The following is a 13,780-nucleotide window of genomic DNA, read 5'->3' on the forward strand; positions in this document are numbered from 1 at the left end:
TCTGGAAAGAAAAGGAGAATGAACATGAATGTAAATGTAAATGTAATGATGCAGTATGTAACATATGGTCTGGCGCTGATCGGGGTGCTGGCGTTCCTGGTATCGATCATTGTGCAGGTGATCAAAGAGCTCCCTGGACTTAATAAGATCCCGACAAGTATTGTAGCACTGGTCACATCACTGATCCTGTGTCCGGTGGCACTGGCAGTCCTGTGCACGTATTATAAGACAGCTGTCACCTGGTATTATATTTTCGCATCGATTATTGCAGCGTTTGTAGTGTATTTGGTTGCGACCGGCGGCTGGGAAAAAGTAAAAAGTATCTGGGACAGGACGAAATACAAAGATTCAGAGGGCGAGTGATCCCCTTGTGAAATTCGTTGAATACCAAAGGATGATATGATAATATAGAACACGGAACAATCGTGTTGCAGGATGGCTGACCTCTATTCTACATAGAAAAACCACCCCAAAACTTTGGCTGAGTGCAAGGTGGTAATTCTATCCCTATACTGAGATCAACCCCTTGTGGGCGGTTGTTCCTTTTGTATTATCAATATACCATTTCGAAAAAAATAATTCAAGTATTTTTAGGAGACGAATAATCGTCTTTTTTTATTGGAGGAAACATATGTTAAAGATTATGGGAAAAGCCCAGGCATCCGGCAGGAATTACGGCCAGAAGATCATCAGCAATTTGCATTTTTAAGAAAAATATTGTATCATCTTGGAATATGTGAATTGTTATATAATTCTGATTAGTCACACATTAGTCACAAATGAAAACCGATAGCCCGCATAAATCAAGGGTTTTGTGCTTTTCAGATTTATCGACAAAATAATAGAAAAACTTCTATACATTTTTGCAGGAATCAGTTATAATAGAAGAAATTGTGGGTTGTAAGACCGGCAATACAGAGGAATGTTATTGAGGAAATAACCAGTAACAGATAAATTCAGGAGGCTTTACGAATGGCGGTAAAGAATACAGCACAGGTTGTTATCGATGGAAAGATCATTACTCTGGGCGGGTATGAGTCCGAGGAATATTTTCAGAAGGTTGCAGCCTATATGAATAATAAGATCAGTGAGCTGAGTCAGATGCCGGGATACTCCAGACAGGCCATGGAGACCAAGCATACACTGCTCAGTCTGAATATTACAGATGATTATTTTAAGGCTAAAAAACAGGCGGAGATTTTTGAACAGGATCTGCAGCAGAAAGACCAGGAGATGTATGATCTGAAACATGAACTGATCTCTTTGAAAATGCAGATCGAAGAGGCGAAGAAGGCAGAACAGGAAGCTCAGGAACAGAAGAATCTTCTGGATGGTAAAGTGAAAGAACTGGAGAAAGAACTTGATGAACTGCTTAAATAAGGATGGGGGATTGCTTCGGTAATCCTCTTTTGTTTTATGGTCATCGGATTGATTAACAGATGGGAGATGAGGGAATACTTTGAAAAATATGATAACAGAACTGCTCTCGCCGGCAGGTTCTTATGAAAGCTTTGAGGCAGCTATTGGTGCCGGGGCTGATGCGGTATATGTAGGGGGACCGGCTTTTGGAGCAAGAGCTTATGCGCAGAACTTTACTCAGGAAGAGCTGATCACTGCCATTGAGACCGCACATATCCATAACCGTAAATTATATCTTACTGTGAATACACTTTTGAAGAACCGTGAACTGGATGATCAGCTGTTTGAATATCTGCTTCCGTATTATGAGGCAGGGCTGGATGCGGTGATCGTACAGGATCTGGGAGTATTTTCTTTTATACGCCGGAGTTTTCCGGATCTGGATATTCACGCAAGCACACAGATGACAGTAACCGGACCTGAAGGAATGCGGTTTCTGGAGGGAAAGGGAGCAACGCGTGTGGTTCCGGCCAGAGAGCTTTCTCTGGAAGAGATATCTGCCATGCATAAGGCAAGTCCTCTGGAAATAGAGACTTTTATCCATGGAGCTCTCTGTTACAGCTATTCCGGCCAGTGTCTGATGAGCAGTATTTTCGGTGGGAGAAGTGGAAACCGTGGCCGCTGTGCACAGCCGTGCAGGCTTCCTTACAGTGTAACCATGGATCACAGAAAATATAAAGGAGACAAGGATTTTTGTGCATTAAGTCTGAAAGATATCTGCACTTTGGATATTCTTCCGGATATCCTGGAGGCGGGTGTTATGTCTCTGAAGATCGAAGGACGTATGAAACAGCCGGCGTACACAGCGGGCGTCACGGCAGTATATCGAAAATATCTGGATATGTATTTAAGTGGAAAAGAATATCACGTTCTGGAAGAAGACCGGAAGTATCTTCTTGAGCTTTTCAGCCGGGGAGGATCCTGCAAAGGATACTATGATATGTATCGTGGGCCGGAAATGATGGCTTTTGCCAATGAAAAAAAATCCGGTAATATCCAGCCGGAGATCAGAAAAATTAAAGAAAAAATTCATGGGAATTTAATACTTTCTCCTGAAAGTCCTGTTATACTTGAAATAACCTGCAAGGGCCAGACAGTAACTGCTATGGGCGGTGAGGTACAGTTTGCTAAAAATCAGCCAATGGAAGAACAGAGGATCCGTCAGCAGATGGAGAAACTGGGAAATACAGATTTTCAGTGGGAGGATCTGAACATTGAAATAAATGGAAGGATTTTTGTTCCGGTTAAAGTTCTCAATGAAGTACGAAGAGATGCTCTGAGTCAGCTGCGGGAAGCACTGATCGGATGTCAGAAGAGAGCACAGGTTACGAAGCAGCCGACGAAATCTAAGGATCAGGCTGCCTGTCACAGAAGGGTAACAGACAGCCTGCCTGTGTATGTATCCTGTGAACGTTCGGATACTGCGGAAGTACTTTTGAACGAACCGGGGATTACAGGTTTTTATTTTCCTTTTGATACTATGGAAAAGTATTTTTCACCGGAACTTGCTGCAAGTAGTGAATTATATCTTTCTACTCCACATATCCATCGAGGAGAAACCCCTGAAAAGTGGCTTCGATCAGCTCAAAAATGGTTGGAGCAGGGTATGAAGGGTTTTCTGGTAAGAAACCTGGAATCTTACGCAGTACTGAAAAAAATGGGATATGGCGAAAAATGTATCCTGGATGCATCCATGTATACCTGGAATGATCAGAGTGTTGATTTCTGGCGGGAAGAGGGAGTTCTTCGAAATACAGTCCCCCTTGAGTTGAATGAGGGTGAACTGAAACACAGAGATAATACTTCTTCGGAGCTGCTTTTATATGGTTATATCCCACTGATGCTTTCCGCGCAGTGTGTAAGGAAAAATCTTTTCGGATGTACAGGAAAATGTGAGACGGCTTATCTGAAAGACCGCTATAACAGTGAATTTCCGGTAAAATGCAGCTGTGATCCATGGGGGAAAAACATCTCCGAAAAAGCAAAATATTGTTATAATATCATTTATAACAGCATTCCTTACGGACTTCCAGGTGAAAAAGATCAGGTAAAAAAACTGAACCTTCACTCTTTGCGACTGGCATTTACGATCGAAGAGCCAGAGAAAGCAAAAGCGATCCTGAAAGAATTCCGGACGGTTTATCAGAAAAACGGAAAACCTTCCGGACGCAGGTATACAAAAGGCCATTTTAAAAGAGGAGCCGAGTAAAAGTGTATGATTAATGTAATTACAGAATTATCTAAGTATGTGATCCTCACATTGATGATCGTCTATACCTTTCATTGTTTTTATATGGTGTGGCGGCAGGATGAGGAAGAAAAGAGAGAACTGCTCCATCAGCAGCTGACCATGATCTTTTTTATTGATTTTACAGCATTTCTTGTGATCTATTTAAAAAGCATGGATTTCAGGGTCATCCTGTTCTATATCGAAATGATGATCTTTTTTGCAGCGATCCAGATCCTTTATCGAATTATTTATCCGAATGCATCGCTGCTTCTTTTAAATAATATGTGCATGCTCCTGAGCGTAGGATTTATCATGCTCTGCAGGCTTTCACTTCCGTCTGCAACTAAGCAGCTTCTGATCGTGGCCGCAGGAAGTGCAGTATCACTGGTGATACCGGTAATGATACGAAAAATGAAATTTTTAAAGGATCTTACATGGGCTTATGCCGGAATTGGTATTGTACTTCTGGCGGCAGTTCTTGTTCTGGCAAGCACAAGCTACGGTGCAAAGCTTTCTCTTATGGGAATCCAGCCTTCCGAGGTGATCAAGATAACCTTCGTATTTTTTATGGCATCACTTCTGTGTACCAAGGTGGATTTTCGCAAAGTAGTACTGGCTACGATCGTTGCAGTGATCCATGTAGGGATCCTGGTCCTTTCCAGGGATCTGGGTAGTGCAGTAATCTTTTTTGTCACCTACCTTGTACTGATCTATGTGGCAACGAGAAATCCGAGCTATTTATTTCTGGGACTTGGCGGAGGATGCGTTGGTTCGGTGATCGCATATCATCTTTTTGGACATGTCCGTCAGCGAGTCAGTGCCTGGAAGGATCCGATGGCTGTCTATCAAAATGAAGGTTATCAGATCGTGCAGTCTCTGTTTGCGATCGGAACCGGAGGCTGGTTTGGAATGGGACTTTGTCAGGGCTCTCCGGAGAAGATTCCGGTCGTAAAAAATGATTTTATCTTCAGTGCTATCTGCGAGGAACTGGGTGGCATTTTTGCCATCTGCCTGATTCTTGTATGCACAAGCTTTTTTCTGATGATCGTTACTATTGCACTAAAGATCAGGAATCCGTTTTATAAACTGATCGCACTGGGGCTCGGAACGGAATATGCTTTTCAGGTATTTCTGACCATTGGCGGTGCAACCAAGTTTATTCCAATGACAGGAGTTACACTTCCGCTGGTGAGTTACGGAGGCAGTTCTGTCATGTGTACCATCCTGATGCTTGCGATCATTCAGGGACTGTATATTCTGAGGGAAGATGAGGACGAACAAATTGAAACGCAGCGAAAAGAAACGATTGAAAGAAGAGGAAAGAGAGCAACGCCTGAGAGAAAGAGAAATCGCCAGACTCCGTAGAAAAAAGAACCGGCCTTTAACTTTTGTATCGGCCTTCTTTATATTGATCTTTGTCAGTCTGATCGGATATCTGGTCTATTTTGACGCCATAAAAAGCGAAGATTTTATCAACAGCCCGTACAACACCCGTCAGGATACATTTTCGGACCGTGTAGTACGTGGAAGTATCCAGTCTTCGGATGGTGAGGTTCTGGCACAGACCAATGTGTATGAAGATGGAACAGAAGAGAGAACGTATCCGTTTTCCAATATTTTTGCACATGCAGTAGGATATGATACCAATGGTAAGAGCGGTTTGGAATCGGAAGCAAATTTCCAGCTTCTCACCTCCCATTCATTTTTTCTGGAACAGATGAAAAATGAATTTCTGGGAAAAAAGAATCAGGGTGATACCGTGATCTCCAGTCTGAATGCAGATCTTCAGACAACGGCATACAATTCTCTGGGAGACCGGAGAGGAGCGGTAGTTGTACTGGAACCATCCACCGGACGTATCCTGGCTATGGTGAGCAAACCAGATTTTGATCCGAATACGATCGCACAGAACTGGGATACCCTTGTTAATGATGAAAGTAACAGTAGCCTTTTAAACCGTGCGACCAATGGAGCTTATCCGCCGGGATCAACATTTAAGATCGTCACGGCACTGGATTATTTCAGGCAAAAGGGATCACTGGAAGGATATTCCTATCTGTGTCAGGGAAGTATTACAGTGGATGACCACACGATCCAGTGTTACAATGGTACAGTACATGGACAGGAGGATTTTTATTCCGCTTTTGCACATTCCTGTAACTGTGCATTTGCAGATATGGGACTTGGCCTGGGAGGAGATACTCTGAAAAGTACTGCAGAAGATCTGCTCTTTAATAGGGCTCTTCCGCTGAATTCCTATAAAACCAGCCGCTTTACCCTTGATAAAGATTCTCCGAATGCACTTGTGATGCAGACCTCGATCGGCCAGGGTAACACTCTTGTTTCTCCGATGCATATGGCATTGATCACAAGTGCCATCGCCAATGATGGTGTACTGATGAAGCCAACCATGATCGATAAGATCGTGAATAATTCCGGTGATACGGTCAGAGAAACAGAAAAAACAGAATACAAACGTCTGATGACAAGAAATGAAGCCAATATCCTTGGAAAACTAATGAAAAATGTAGTTGAAAACGGTACGGCTTCTGCATTGAACGGACGAGGATATACTGTTGCCGGAAAGACCGGTTCTGCGGAGTTTGATGAAAATGGCTCCAGTCATTCCTGGTTTGTGGGTTATTCTAATGTAGATGATCCGGATATCGCCATTGCAGTGATCGTGGAAAACGGCGGAACCGGAAGTGAAGCGGCAGTTCCCATTGCGGCAGATGTTTTTGATGCATATTATTTCGATTAAATTGAGAACAGTATCTGCTTCTTGCCCCTTGCCTATAAGGTGAAAAAGAGGTATACTATAGCCAGTGCAAAAGACACACGCATTACAGGAGGATTGCAATATGATAGAAGCAACAAGCTGTGGCGGTGTGGTAATTCATCGGGGTAAGATCCTGGCATTATATAAATCCTACAGGAACCGTTATGAAGGATGGGTGCTTCCCAAAGGAACTGTAGAAAAAGGAGAGACTTTTGAGCAGACTGCTTTGCGTGAAGTAATGGAAGAAGCAGGTGTTCGGGCCTCTATCGTGAAATATATCGGCAAGAGCCAGTATAATTTCACCGTTCCGGAGGATGTGGTAATGAAAGAGGTACACTGGTATCTCATGATAGCTGATAATTATCATAGCAAACCCCAGCGAGAGGAATATTTTGTAGATTCCGGATACTATAAGTTTCACGAGATCTATCATCTTCTCCGTTTTTCCAACGAGAAGCATATCGTGGAACAGGCCTATCAGGAGTATCTGGAAATGCGAAGTGAGGGCGTCTGGGCGAAACAGCAGAAGTATTTTTAACAACAGGACAGGGCTGTGTACTTACGCAGCCCTGTTTGGCATTATAGACGGAGGTGATGGCAGATTGCTAAAATGGATGAAAAACTATTACATAGGAAATGATGTAAAAAATCCTACCAGAATAAGAGCCAGGATCACTGCTGGCAAATTCGTGCCAGATATCTACGTTGTTACTTTGTCTGATAATCCCGGAAATATTTTGGAAATTCTTCCCGCAGGCATGCTTGTACAGCGAAGCGCCAGAGACACCTGTCCTTTGATCATTGGAATGGCCAGAGGAAAATCAGGTGCTATACAGATGGCACAGGATGTGATCGAACAGGTTTATACCGAAACTGGAAATTTTAAAATAAAAGAATATCTGAAAAACAGGTGAACTAATGCTGCATATATTATGGCTGATAATAAAATGGATATTGATCCTTCTGGGGATCCTGATCGGGCTGATCTTTCTGATCCTGCTGCTTCTTTTGTTCTGTCCGATCAGATACAGAGGGAAAATAAAAAAAGACCGTACGGATAGTCTTCGTGAAATACATGCTACCGGTGAAGTGAGCTGGCTGCTTCATATAATATCTGCACAGGTATTCTGGGAGCAGGGCGTTCTGAAAACAAAAATATGTTTTTTAGGGATTCCGTTGGAAAAATTAAAAAATCTGTTTCGTAAAAAAAAGGAACCAAGAGCTCTTTCCAACTCCGGAAATCAAAATGCAAAAAAACAGACAGAGTCTTCCAGAAGCCATGAAAAGACATCAAAAAGCGAACAGCAGAACGATGCAGCAGAGTTACAAATGTCTGAGCCTCAGGAAGATACTGTTGAAGATATAAATGAAATTTCGGAAAATGTAATAATGGAGCCGATATCGATTTCTGAAGAAATATCGGAAGATGAAAAGAAGCTTCGGACAAAGATTGCAGATTTAATTTTGAATATAGTGGGAAAAATAAAAACGGCAGTTGGAAAGCTGATCCGAATCATTCATAATTTTCTTGGAATCCCTAAAAGGATTCTGAAAAAAATTCAAAGTCTTGCATTAACAATCCGGAATTTCTGTGATAAGATAAACTGGTGGAAAGAATTTTTAGATCATCCCCGAACCAGAGCGGCTCTTTCCTTTCTGTGGAAAAATGCAAAAAAACTGATTTATCATGTGCTTCCGACAAGGATCACCGGAAAAATCACATTTGGCAATGAAGATCCGGCAGTTACAGGTATGGTATTGGCTGTATTAGGAATGACGATTCCTTTTCATAAAAACAAGATCGAAGTAGCGCCCCTTTTTGATGATGAAAATGTTCTTGAGGGAGAGATCCTGTTAAAGGGAAGGATTTATGGAATTGTAGTTCTCAAAACAGCAGCAGAGCTTTATTTCAATAAAAATATAAAATACGTCATCCACCGATGGAGACATAAGGAGGTAAAACATGGAGAAAGAGAATAATTTCAAAGATACCGTGAATTCATTATTTAAAGGAATGGATGGCTTTGTATCGGCCAAGACAGTGGTTGGCGATGCCATTCATGTGGGTGATACCATTATCCTTCCTCTGGTCGATGTATCCTTCGGCGTGGGAGCCGGAGCTTTTGAAGGGGACAAGAAGAATAACGGCGGCGGAGGTCTTGCCGGAAAGATGTCTCCCTGTGCAGTACTTGTGATCCAGAATGGAAGCACCAAACTTGTAAACGTAAAAAATCAGGATGGCCTTACCAAGGTTCTGGATATGGTGCCGGATTTTGTGAACCGTTTTGCGCCAGGTGCAGGCAATGCTGAGGATACAGACGGGAAAGAAGAGTAGTATTCCATTTAGATTTCATGCATATACTGTAATAAAAAACAGGAAATGAGCAGACAGGAGTGGGAAAGCTAACTGGTTTTATGCTGTTTTTTATTGGTGTGGGCATGGTTCTTGGTATTCTTATTACAGAGAATTTTATTGTGATCGCAATGGCAGTCATATGTCTGCTGTGCGGATATCATATGTTTTGCAGATAAGCGGGAAGTGTGCACTTGGCATACTTCCCGCTTGTGATTTATCTGTCTTAAAGATAAAAAAACAGCCCCCGCATTCTACGGGGGCATACGATATTACTTACGCTCTTTCAACTTTTCCGGATCTTAAACAAGAAGTACATACATACATTTTCTTTGCTCCGCCGGCAGTTGTTTTTACTCTGACGGATTTAACGTTAGATTTCCACATTTTGTTGGATCTTCTATGGGAATGACTCACATTGTTTCCGAAATGAGCTCCTTTATCGCAGATTGCACATTTAGCCATGAATAGCACCTCCTTTTATCAACAGTCACCATTTTAACAGATGAATTGCTCTTTTGCAAGCAAAAAAAGGAAATTTATCAAAAATTCTGCAAAGAGTTTTAAGGAAAATACCCTATACCTCCAGGAACAGGGCGGATCGTGGTGAAATTAAGCGTTGTGTTCTTGCAAGAAAAGCAATATATTTATACTATGAAGACTTGGAAATGCTGATTTTATGCCATTTCCGGATATGTAGGATGCTTTGAAAATAAAGTAATTTTCTATAAGACAAAACAAGTTGAACTCTATCATTGCGTAATCGTAAAAAAAAGGTTATAATAGTTTTATATAATTTAATCTGAATGAAACAATGGAGGTAACCATATGAATGGACGTATAGATTCCGGATTGGGTCAGATTGTAATTGATACGGATGTCATTGCGACTTATGCCGGCAGTGTGGCGGTAGAGTGTTTTGGCATCATCGGAATGGCAGCTATCAGTATGAAGGATGGCCTGGTCAAGCTTTTGCGTATTGACAGCCTGAAACATGGTATCAGTGTTAAGATCACGGATGATAACAAGATCCGGCTGAATTTTCATGTCATCGTAGCATATGGCGTGAATATCAGTACTATTGCGGACAATCTTGTCAACAATGTAAAATATAAAGTCGAAGCCTTTACAGGAATGGAGATTGAGAAAATCAACATTATGGTTGAGGGCGTACGTGCAATAGATTAGTTTTAGAGGAGGAACTTGTGGTGAATAACAAAACCATAGATGCTAAAATACTTTCCAGAATGTTTCTGTCCGGAGCAAAAAATCTGGAAGCGAAGAAAGAATGGATCAATGAACTGAATGTGTTTCCTGTACCTGACGGAGATACAGGAACCAATATGACGCTTACCATCATGTCTGCTGCTTCCGAAGTAGGTGCTCTTACAGATCCGGATATGGAATCCCTGGCAAAGGCAATTTCTTCCGGTTCCCTTCGTGGAGCCAGAGGTAATTCCGGTGTTATCCTGTCACAGCTTCTGCGTGGATTTACCAGAGGTGTGCGTAAACTTACGGATCTGGATGCACCTGCCATTGCCGCAGCTATGGAGCGAGGCGTTGAGACTGCATACAAGGCAGTTATGAAACCAAAAGAGGGAACCATTCTTACTGTAGCCAGAGCTGCAGCAGACAGAGCAGCAGAGCTTGCTGATGCGGCAGAAGATCTGGATGCTTTTTTCGACGGGATCTTTCAGCATGCAGAGGAAACTCTTGCCAGAACACCGGAGATGCTTCCGGTCCTGAAAGAAGCAGGTGTTGTGGATTCTGGTGGACAGGGACTTCTGGAAGTTTTCCGTGGTGCCATCGACGGATATCATGGAAAAGAAGTGGATTATTCCCAGTTTGAAACAGTAGCTCCTAAGATCACAAAAATTTCTCCTCAGGCAGAGGCAGACATTAAATTTGGATATTGTACAGAATTTATTATTCTTCTTGAAAAACCGCTTCCACAGGATGAGATCGACCGTTTCCGTGAATTTCTGGATTCCATCGGTGATTCCATTGTTTTGGTGGCTGATGATGAGATTGTCAAGGTACACGTGCACACCAATCATCCGGGACAGGCTTTTGAACGCGCACTCACGTATGGTCAGCTTTCCCGCATGAAGATTGACAATATGAGAGAAGAACATCAGGAAAAACTGATCAAAGATGCGGAAAAACTTGCAAAAGAACAGGCAGAAAACAAGGAACCTCCTAAGGATCATGGCTTTATTTCCGTATCCGTAGGCGAGGGACTTTCTCAGATTTTCCGTGAACTTGGCGTAGATTATCTGATCGAAGGCGGCCAGACTATGAATCCAAGTACCGAAGATATGCTCAATGCTATTGAGAAAGTAAATGCAAAAACAATTTATATTTTCCCGAATAACAAGAATATTATCCTTGCAGCAAATCAGGCGAGGGATCTGACTGAGGATAAGGAGATCATTGTAGTACCAACCAAGACAATCCCACAGGGAATTTCTGCAATGATCAGCTTTGTTCCGGAAAAAGGTGGCGAGGAGAATCTTGCTTCCATGACAGATGCTATATCCAGAGTAAAAACCGGACAGATTACTTATGCAGTTCGTGACACACGCATTGATGACAAGGAAATCCATGAGGGAGATATCATGGGAATCGGTGATGCAGGTATCCTTGCAGTAGGCAGGGATCGACTTCAGGTAGCAGAGGAGATGGTAGCAGAGATGGTTGACGAGGAATCTGAGATCATCAGTGTTTACTATGGTGAGGATGTATCGGAAGAAGATGCAGAGGCACTTTCTGATTCTCTTACTGAGAAATATCCGGAGTGCGAGGTTGAGCTGAACCAGGGCGGACAACCGATCTACTACTATCTGATTTCTGTAGAATAAAGAGTATAAAAAATGAATGAAAAGACACCTTTGCGTGAATTAAAAGGCGTGGGTGAGAAAACAGAGAAGCTTTTCCAGAAGATCGGGATCACGACTGCGGAAGAGCTTCTCCGTTATTATCCGCGGACTTACGATATATATGAGGAGCCTGTGGAGATTGCATCAGCAGAGGAGAACAAAACAGTCTCTATCCGTGCCACTATAGCAACAGGTATTTATATTAACCAGATACGCAATCTCCAGGTTCTGACAACAACTGTGGCAGATGCAAGCGGCCGATTACCGGTTGCCTGGTTCAATGCGCCTTATTTGAGGGGAACACTCAAAAAGGGCAGTGTGTTTATCCTCAGAGGAAAGATCATCAGAAAAAAAGGCCGTCCGCAGATGGAACATCCGGAGATTTTTACCCCGGCAGCTTATGAGGAGATCATTCACAGTATGCAGCCTGTATATGGTCTGACGAAAGGACTTTCCAACAAGATGATCACGAAGTTGGTCCATCAGATTTTGGATACAAGGCCTCTCCATGGGGAATATCTGCCGGAGGAGATACGGGAACGCTATCAGCTCGCAGATGCCAATTATGCGATCCGGACTATCCATTTTCCGAAAAATATGCAGGAGCTTCTCACAGCCAGGAAACGTCTGGTATTCGATGAATTTCTGCTTTTTGTGCTGGCAATACAGCTCTTGAAGGAGAAAACAGAAGAGGCTCCAAACACGTTTCCTATGAAACCAGTATGGACAACCGAGGAGATCATAGAAGGGCTTCCCTATGACCTGACCGGAGCCCAGAAGAATGTCTGGCATGAGATCGAACGGGATCTGAGCGGTCATAAGCTGATGTCCAGGCTTGTACAGGGGGATGTTGGTAGCGGCAAGACCGTGATCGCATTTTTAGCTATGGTACTTTCAGCAGAGAATGGATTTCAGAGTGCATTGATGGTACCGACAGAGGTTCTGGCAAATCAGCATTACGAAGGCTTTCTGAGGCTGATGGAAGAACAGAATATCGCTTCCTGCCATCCGGTGCTTCTGACAGGATCTACCACAGCCAGACAGAAGCGTGAGATCTATCAGAAGATTGCAGACGGTGAAGTGAATGTGATCATCGGAACTCATGCTCTGATCCAGGAAAAGGTGGAATATAAGAATCTGGGGCTTGTGATCACAGATGAGCAGCACAGATTCGGCGTTCGCCAGAGGGAAGCGCTGACGACCAGAGGAAATCCGCCTCATGTACTTGTTATGAGCGCAACCCCCATTCCCCGGACACTGGCGATCATTTTATACGGAGATCTGGATATTTCGATCATTGACGAGCTTCCTGCAAAAAGACTTCCGATCAAGAATTGCGTAGTAGGAACTTCCTACCGTCCCAAGGCGTATTCTTTTATTGAAAAGCAGGTGCAGATGGGAAGGCAGGCTTATGTGATCTGTCCTATGGTGGAAGAGAGCGAAGGCTTGGAGGCAGAGAATGTTACAGATTATGCCAGAAAGCTTCAGGAGGTCCTGCCGAGAGAGATCAGCGTAGAGATTCTTCACGGAAAGATGAAGCCAAAAGAGAAAAACAGGATCATGGAGGCTTTTGCTTCCGGCGAGATCCAGGTGCTGGTATCTACCACAGTTGTGGAGGTCGGAGTGAATGTGCCAAATGCTACCGTTATGATGGTAGAAAACGCAGAACGTTTCGGGCTTGCCCAGCTTCATCAGCTTCGGGGCCGTGTAGGGCGTGGAGAGCATCAGTCATACTGTATTTTTATCCAGGGAAATAATGAAGAAAATACTTCTAAACGCCTGAAGATCCTCAATGAATCCAATGATGGATTTTATATAGCCGGAGAAGATCTGAAGCTTCGGGGTCCAGGAGATCTTTTCGGTATCCGCCAGAGCGGACTGATGGAATTTAAGATTGGTGATATCTACAATGATGCCGGGATTTTGAAGAATGCAAGTGAAGCAGCCGGTGAGATCCTGGCACTGGATTTTGATCTTATCCTGCCTCAGCATGAGGCTTTAAAGGAACATCTCAAGGGGTATATGAGTGAAGAACTGGAAAATCTGGGGATCTAACCTTGCGTTCTTTCACAAAAAGTGATATCCTAAAATTCGAGAAAAGATTAACAAATCCCTTGTAA

13 protein-coding genes are annotated in these 13,780 nt (G+C 43.1%); 12 read left to right on the forward strand and 1 reads right to left on the reverse strand.

The annotated features are described in order from the left end of the window. Nucleotides 1–24 precede the first annotated feature (24 nt). From MUB50_RS07745 to MUB50_RS07785, 9 genes are all read left to right on the forward strand, one after another. Nucleotides 25–363: a ribonuclease gene (locus tag MUB50_RS07745; RefSeq protein WP_244790779.1), complete on the forward strand. Its 339-nt coding sequence runs from the start codon at nucleotides 25–27 to the stop codon at nucleotides 361–363. Nucleotides 364–972: 609 nt separating this feature from the next. Next, complete coding sequence (locus MUB50_RS07750; protein WP_015524889.1) at nucleotides 973–1,380, forward strand: cell division protein ZapA; 408 nt, start codon at nucleotides 973–975, stop codon at nucleotides 1,378–1,380. 88 nt (nucleotides 1,381–1,468) lie between these two features. Further along, nucleotides 1,469–3,628, forward strand: a complete 2,160-nt coding sequence (locus MUB50_RS07755) for a peptidase U32 family protein (protein ID WP_118513581.1) — start codon at nucleotides 1,469–1,471, stop codon at nucleotides 3,626–3,628. Between the two features lie 6 nt (nucleotides 3,629–3,634). Beyond that, complete coding sequence (locus tag MUB50_RS07760) at nucleotides 3,635–5,014, forward strand: FtsW/RodA/SpoVE family cell cycle protein (RefSeq protein ID WP_118513506.1); 1,380 nt, start codon at nucleotides 3,635–3,637, stop codon at nucleotides 5,012–5,014. Then, entirely contained in the window at nucleotides 4,917–6,410 is a 1,494-nt protein-coding gene (locus MUB50_RS07765; RefSeq protein WP_118513508.1) for a peptidoglycan D,D-transpeptidase FtsI family protein, read from the forward strand. The genes MUB50_RS07760 and MUB50_RS07765 overlap by 98 nt, the downstream gene beginning before the upstream one ends. 100 nt (nucleotides 6,411–6,510) lie before the next feature. Beyond that, nucleotides 6,511–6,966, forward strand: coding sequence for an NUDIX hydrolase (locus MUB50_RS07770; protein ID WP_015524893.1), 456 nt, complete (start codon nucleotides 6,511–6,513; stop codon nucleotides 6,964–6,966). Nucleotides 6,967–7,030: 64 nt separating this feature from the next. Further along, on the forward strand, nucleotides 7,031–7,342 hold the full coding sequence (locus tag MUB50_RS07775; protein WP_118623939.1) for a hypothetical protein: 312 nt from the start codon (nucleotides 7,031–7,033) through the stop codon (nucleotides 7,340–7,342). 4 nt (nucleotides 7,343–7,346) lie between these two features. Beyond that, nucleotides 7,347–8,408, forward strand: a complete 1,062-nt coding sequence (locus tag MUB50_RS07780) for a DUF2953 domain-containing protein (protein ID WP_244790781.1) — start codon at nucleotides 7,347–7,349, stop codon at nucleotides 8,406–8,408. After that, the gene (locus MUB50_RS07785) at nucleotides 8,392–8,763 is read left to right on the forward strand and encodes a GerW family sporulation protein (RefSeq protein WP_015524896.1); all 372 of its coding nucleotides are present in this window, start codon (nucleotides 8,392–8,394) and stop codon (nucleotides 8,761–8,763) included. The genes MUB50_RS07780 and MUB50_RS07785 overlap by 17 nt, the downstream gene beginning before the upstream one ends. Before the next feature lie 294 nt (nucleotides 8,764–9,057). Here the strand turns inward: MUB50_RS07785 and rpmB are convergent, their stop codons facing one another. Further along, complete coding sequence (rpmB, locus tag MUB50_RS07790; RefSeq protein WP_015524898.1) at nucleotides 9,058–9,246, reverse strand: 50S ribosomal protein L28; 189 nt, start codon at nucleotides 9,244–9,246, stop codon at nucleotides 9,058–9,060. 363 nt (nucleotides 9,247–9,609) lie between these two features. On the opposite strand from rpmB, the gene MUB50_RS07795 reads away from it, so the two are divergent. Genes MUB50_RS07795 through recG form a run of 3 tightly spaced genes read left to right on the forward strand, consistent with a single transcriptional unit; the run spans nucleotide 9,610 to nucleotide 13,715 of the window. After that, nucleotides 9,610–9,969, forward strand: a complete 360-nt coding sequence (locus MUB50_RS07795; RefSeq protein WP_015524900.1) for an Asp23/Gls24 family envelope stress response protein — start codon at nucleotides 9,610–9,612, stop codon at nucleotides 9,967–9,969. Between the two features lie 20 nt (nucleotides 9,970–9,989). After that, complete coding sequence (locus tag MUB50_RS07800; RefSeq protein WP_118623943.1) at nucleotides 9,990–11,642, forward strand: DAK2 domain-containing protein; 1,653 nt, start codon at nucleotides 9,990–9,992, stop codon at nucleotides 11,640–11,642. Between the two features lie 12 nt (nucleotides 11,643–11,654). Beyond that, the gene (recG, locus tag MUB50_RS07805; RefSeq protein WP_118623945.1) at nucleotides 11,655–13,715 is read left to right on the forward strand and encodes an ATP-dependent DNA helicase RecG; all 2,061 of its coding nucleotides are present in this window, start codon (nucleotides 11,655–11,657) and stop codon (nucleotides 13,713–13,715) included. Nucleotides 13,716–13,780: the final 65 nt, after the last annotated feature.

It is taken from the genome of Blautia sp. NSJ-140, from assembly GCF_022868965.1.
Classification (GTDB): Bacteria; Bacillota; Clostridia; order Lachnospirales; family Lachnospiraceae; genus Blautia_A.

Bases quoted from the DNA above. Each gene is read 5' to 3' on its own strand.
- MUB50_RS07745 (WP_244790779.1), top strand. From the start codon at position 25: ATGAATGTAAATGTAAATGTAATGATGCAGTATGTAACATATGGTCTG.
- MUB50_RS07750 (WP_015524889.1), top strand. From the start codon at position 973: ATGGCGGTAAAGAATACAGCACAGGTTGTTATCGATGGAAAGATCATT.
- MUB50_RS07755 (WP_118513581.1), top strand. From the start codon at position 1,469: ATGATAACAGAACTGCTCTCGCCGGCAGGTTCTTATGAAAGCTTTGAG.
- MUB50_RS07760 (WP_118513506.1), top strand. From the start codon at position 3,635: ATGATTAATGTAATTACAGAATTATCTAAGTATGTGATCCTCACATTG.
- MUB50_RS07765 (WP_118513508.1), top strand. From the start codon at position 4,917: ATGAGGACGAACAAATTGAAACGCAGCGAAAAGAAACGATTGAAAGAA.
- MUB50_RS07770 (WP_015524893.1), top strand. From the start codon at position 6,511: ATGATAGAAGCAACAAGCTGTGGCGGTGTGGTAATTCATCGGGGTAAG.
- MUB50_RS07780 (WP_244790781.1), top strand. From the start codon at position 7,347: ATGCTGCATATATTATGGCTGATAATAAAATGGATATTGATCCTTCTG.
- MUB50_RS07785 (WP_015524896.1), top strand. From the start codon at position 8,392: ATGGAGAAAGAGAATAATTTCAAAGATACCGTGAATTCATTATTTAAA.
- rpmB (WP_015524898.1), bottom strand. From the start codon at position 9,246: ATGGCTAAATGTGCAATCTGCGATAAAGGAGCTCATTTCGGAAACAAT.
- MUB50_RS07795 (WP_015524900.1), top strand. From the start codon at position 9,610: ATGAATGGACGTATAGATTCCGGATTGGGTCAGATTGTAATTGATACG.
- recG (WP_118623945.1), top strand. From the start codon at position 11,655: ATGAATGAAAAGACACCTTTGCGTGAATTAAAAGGCGTGGGTGAGAAA.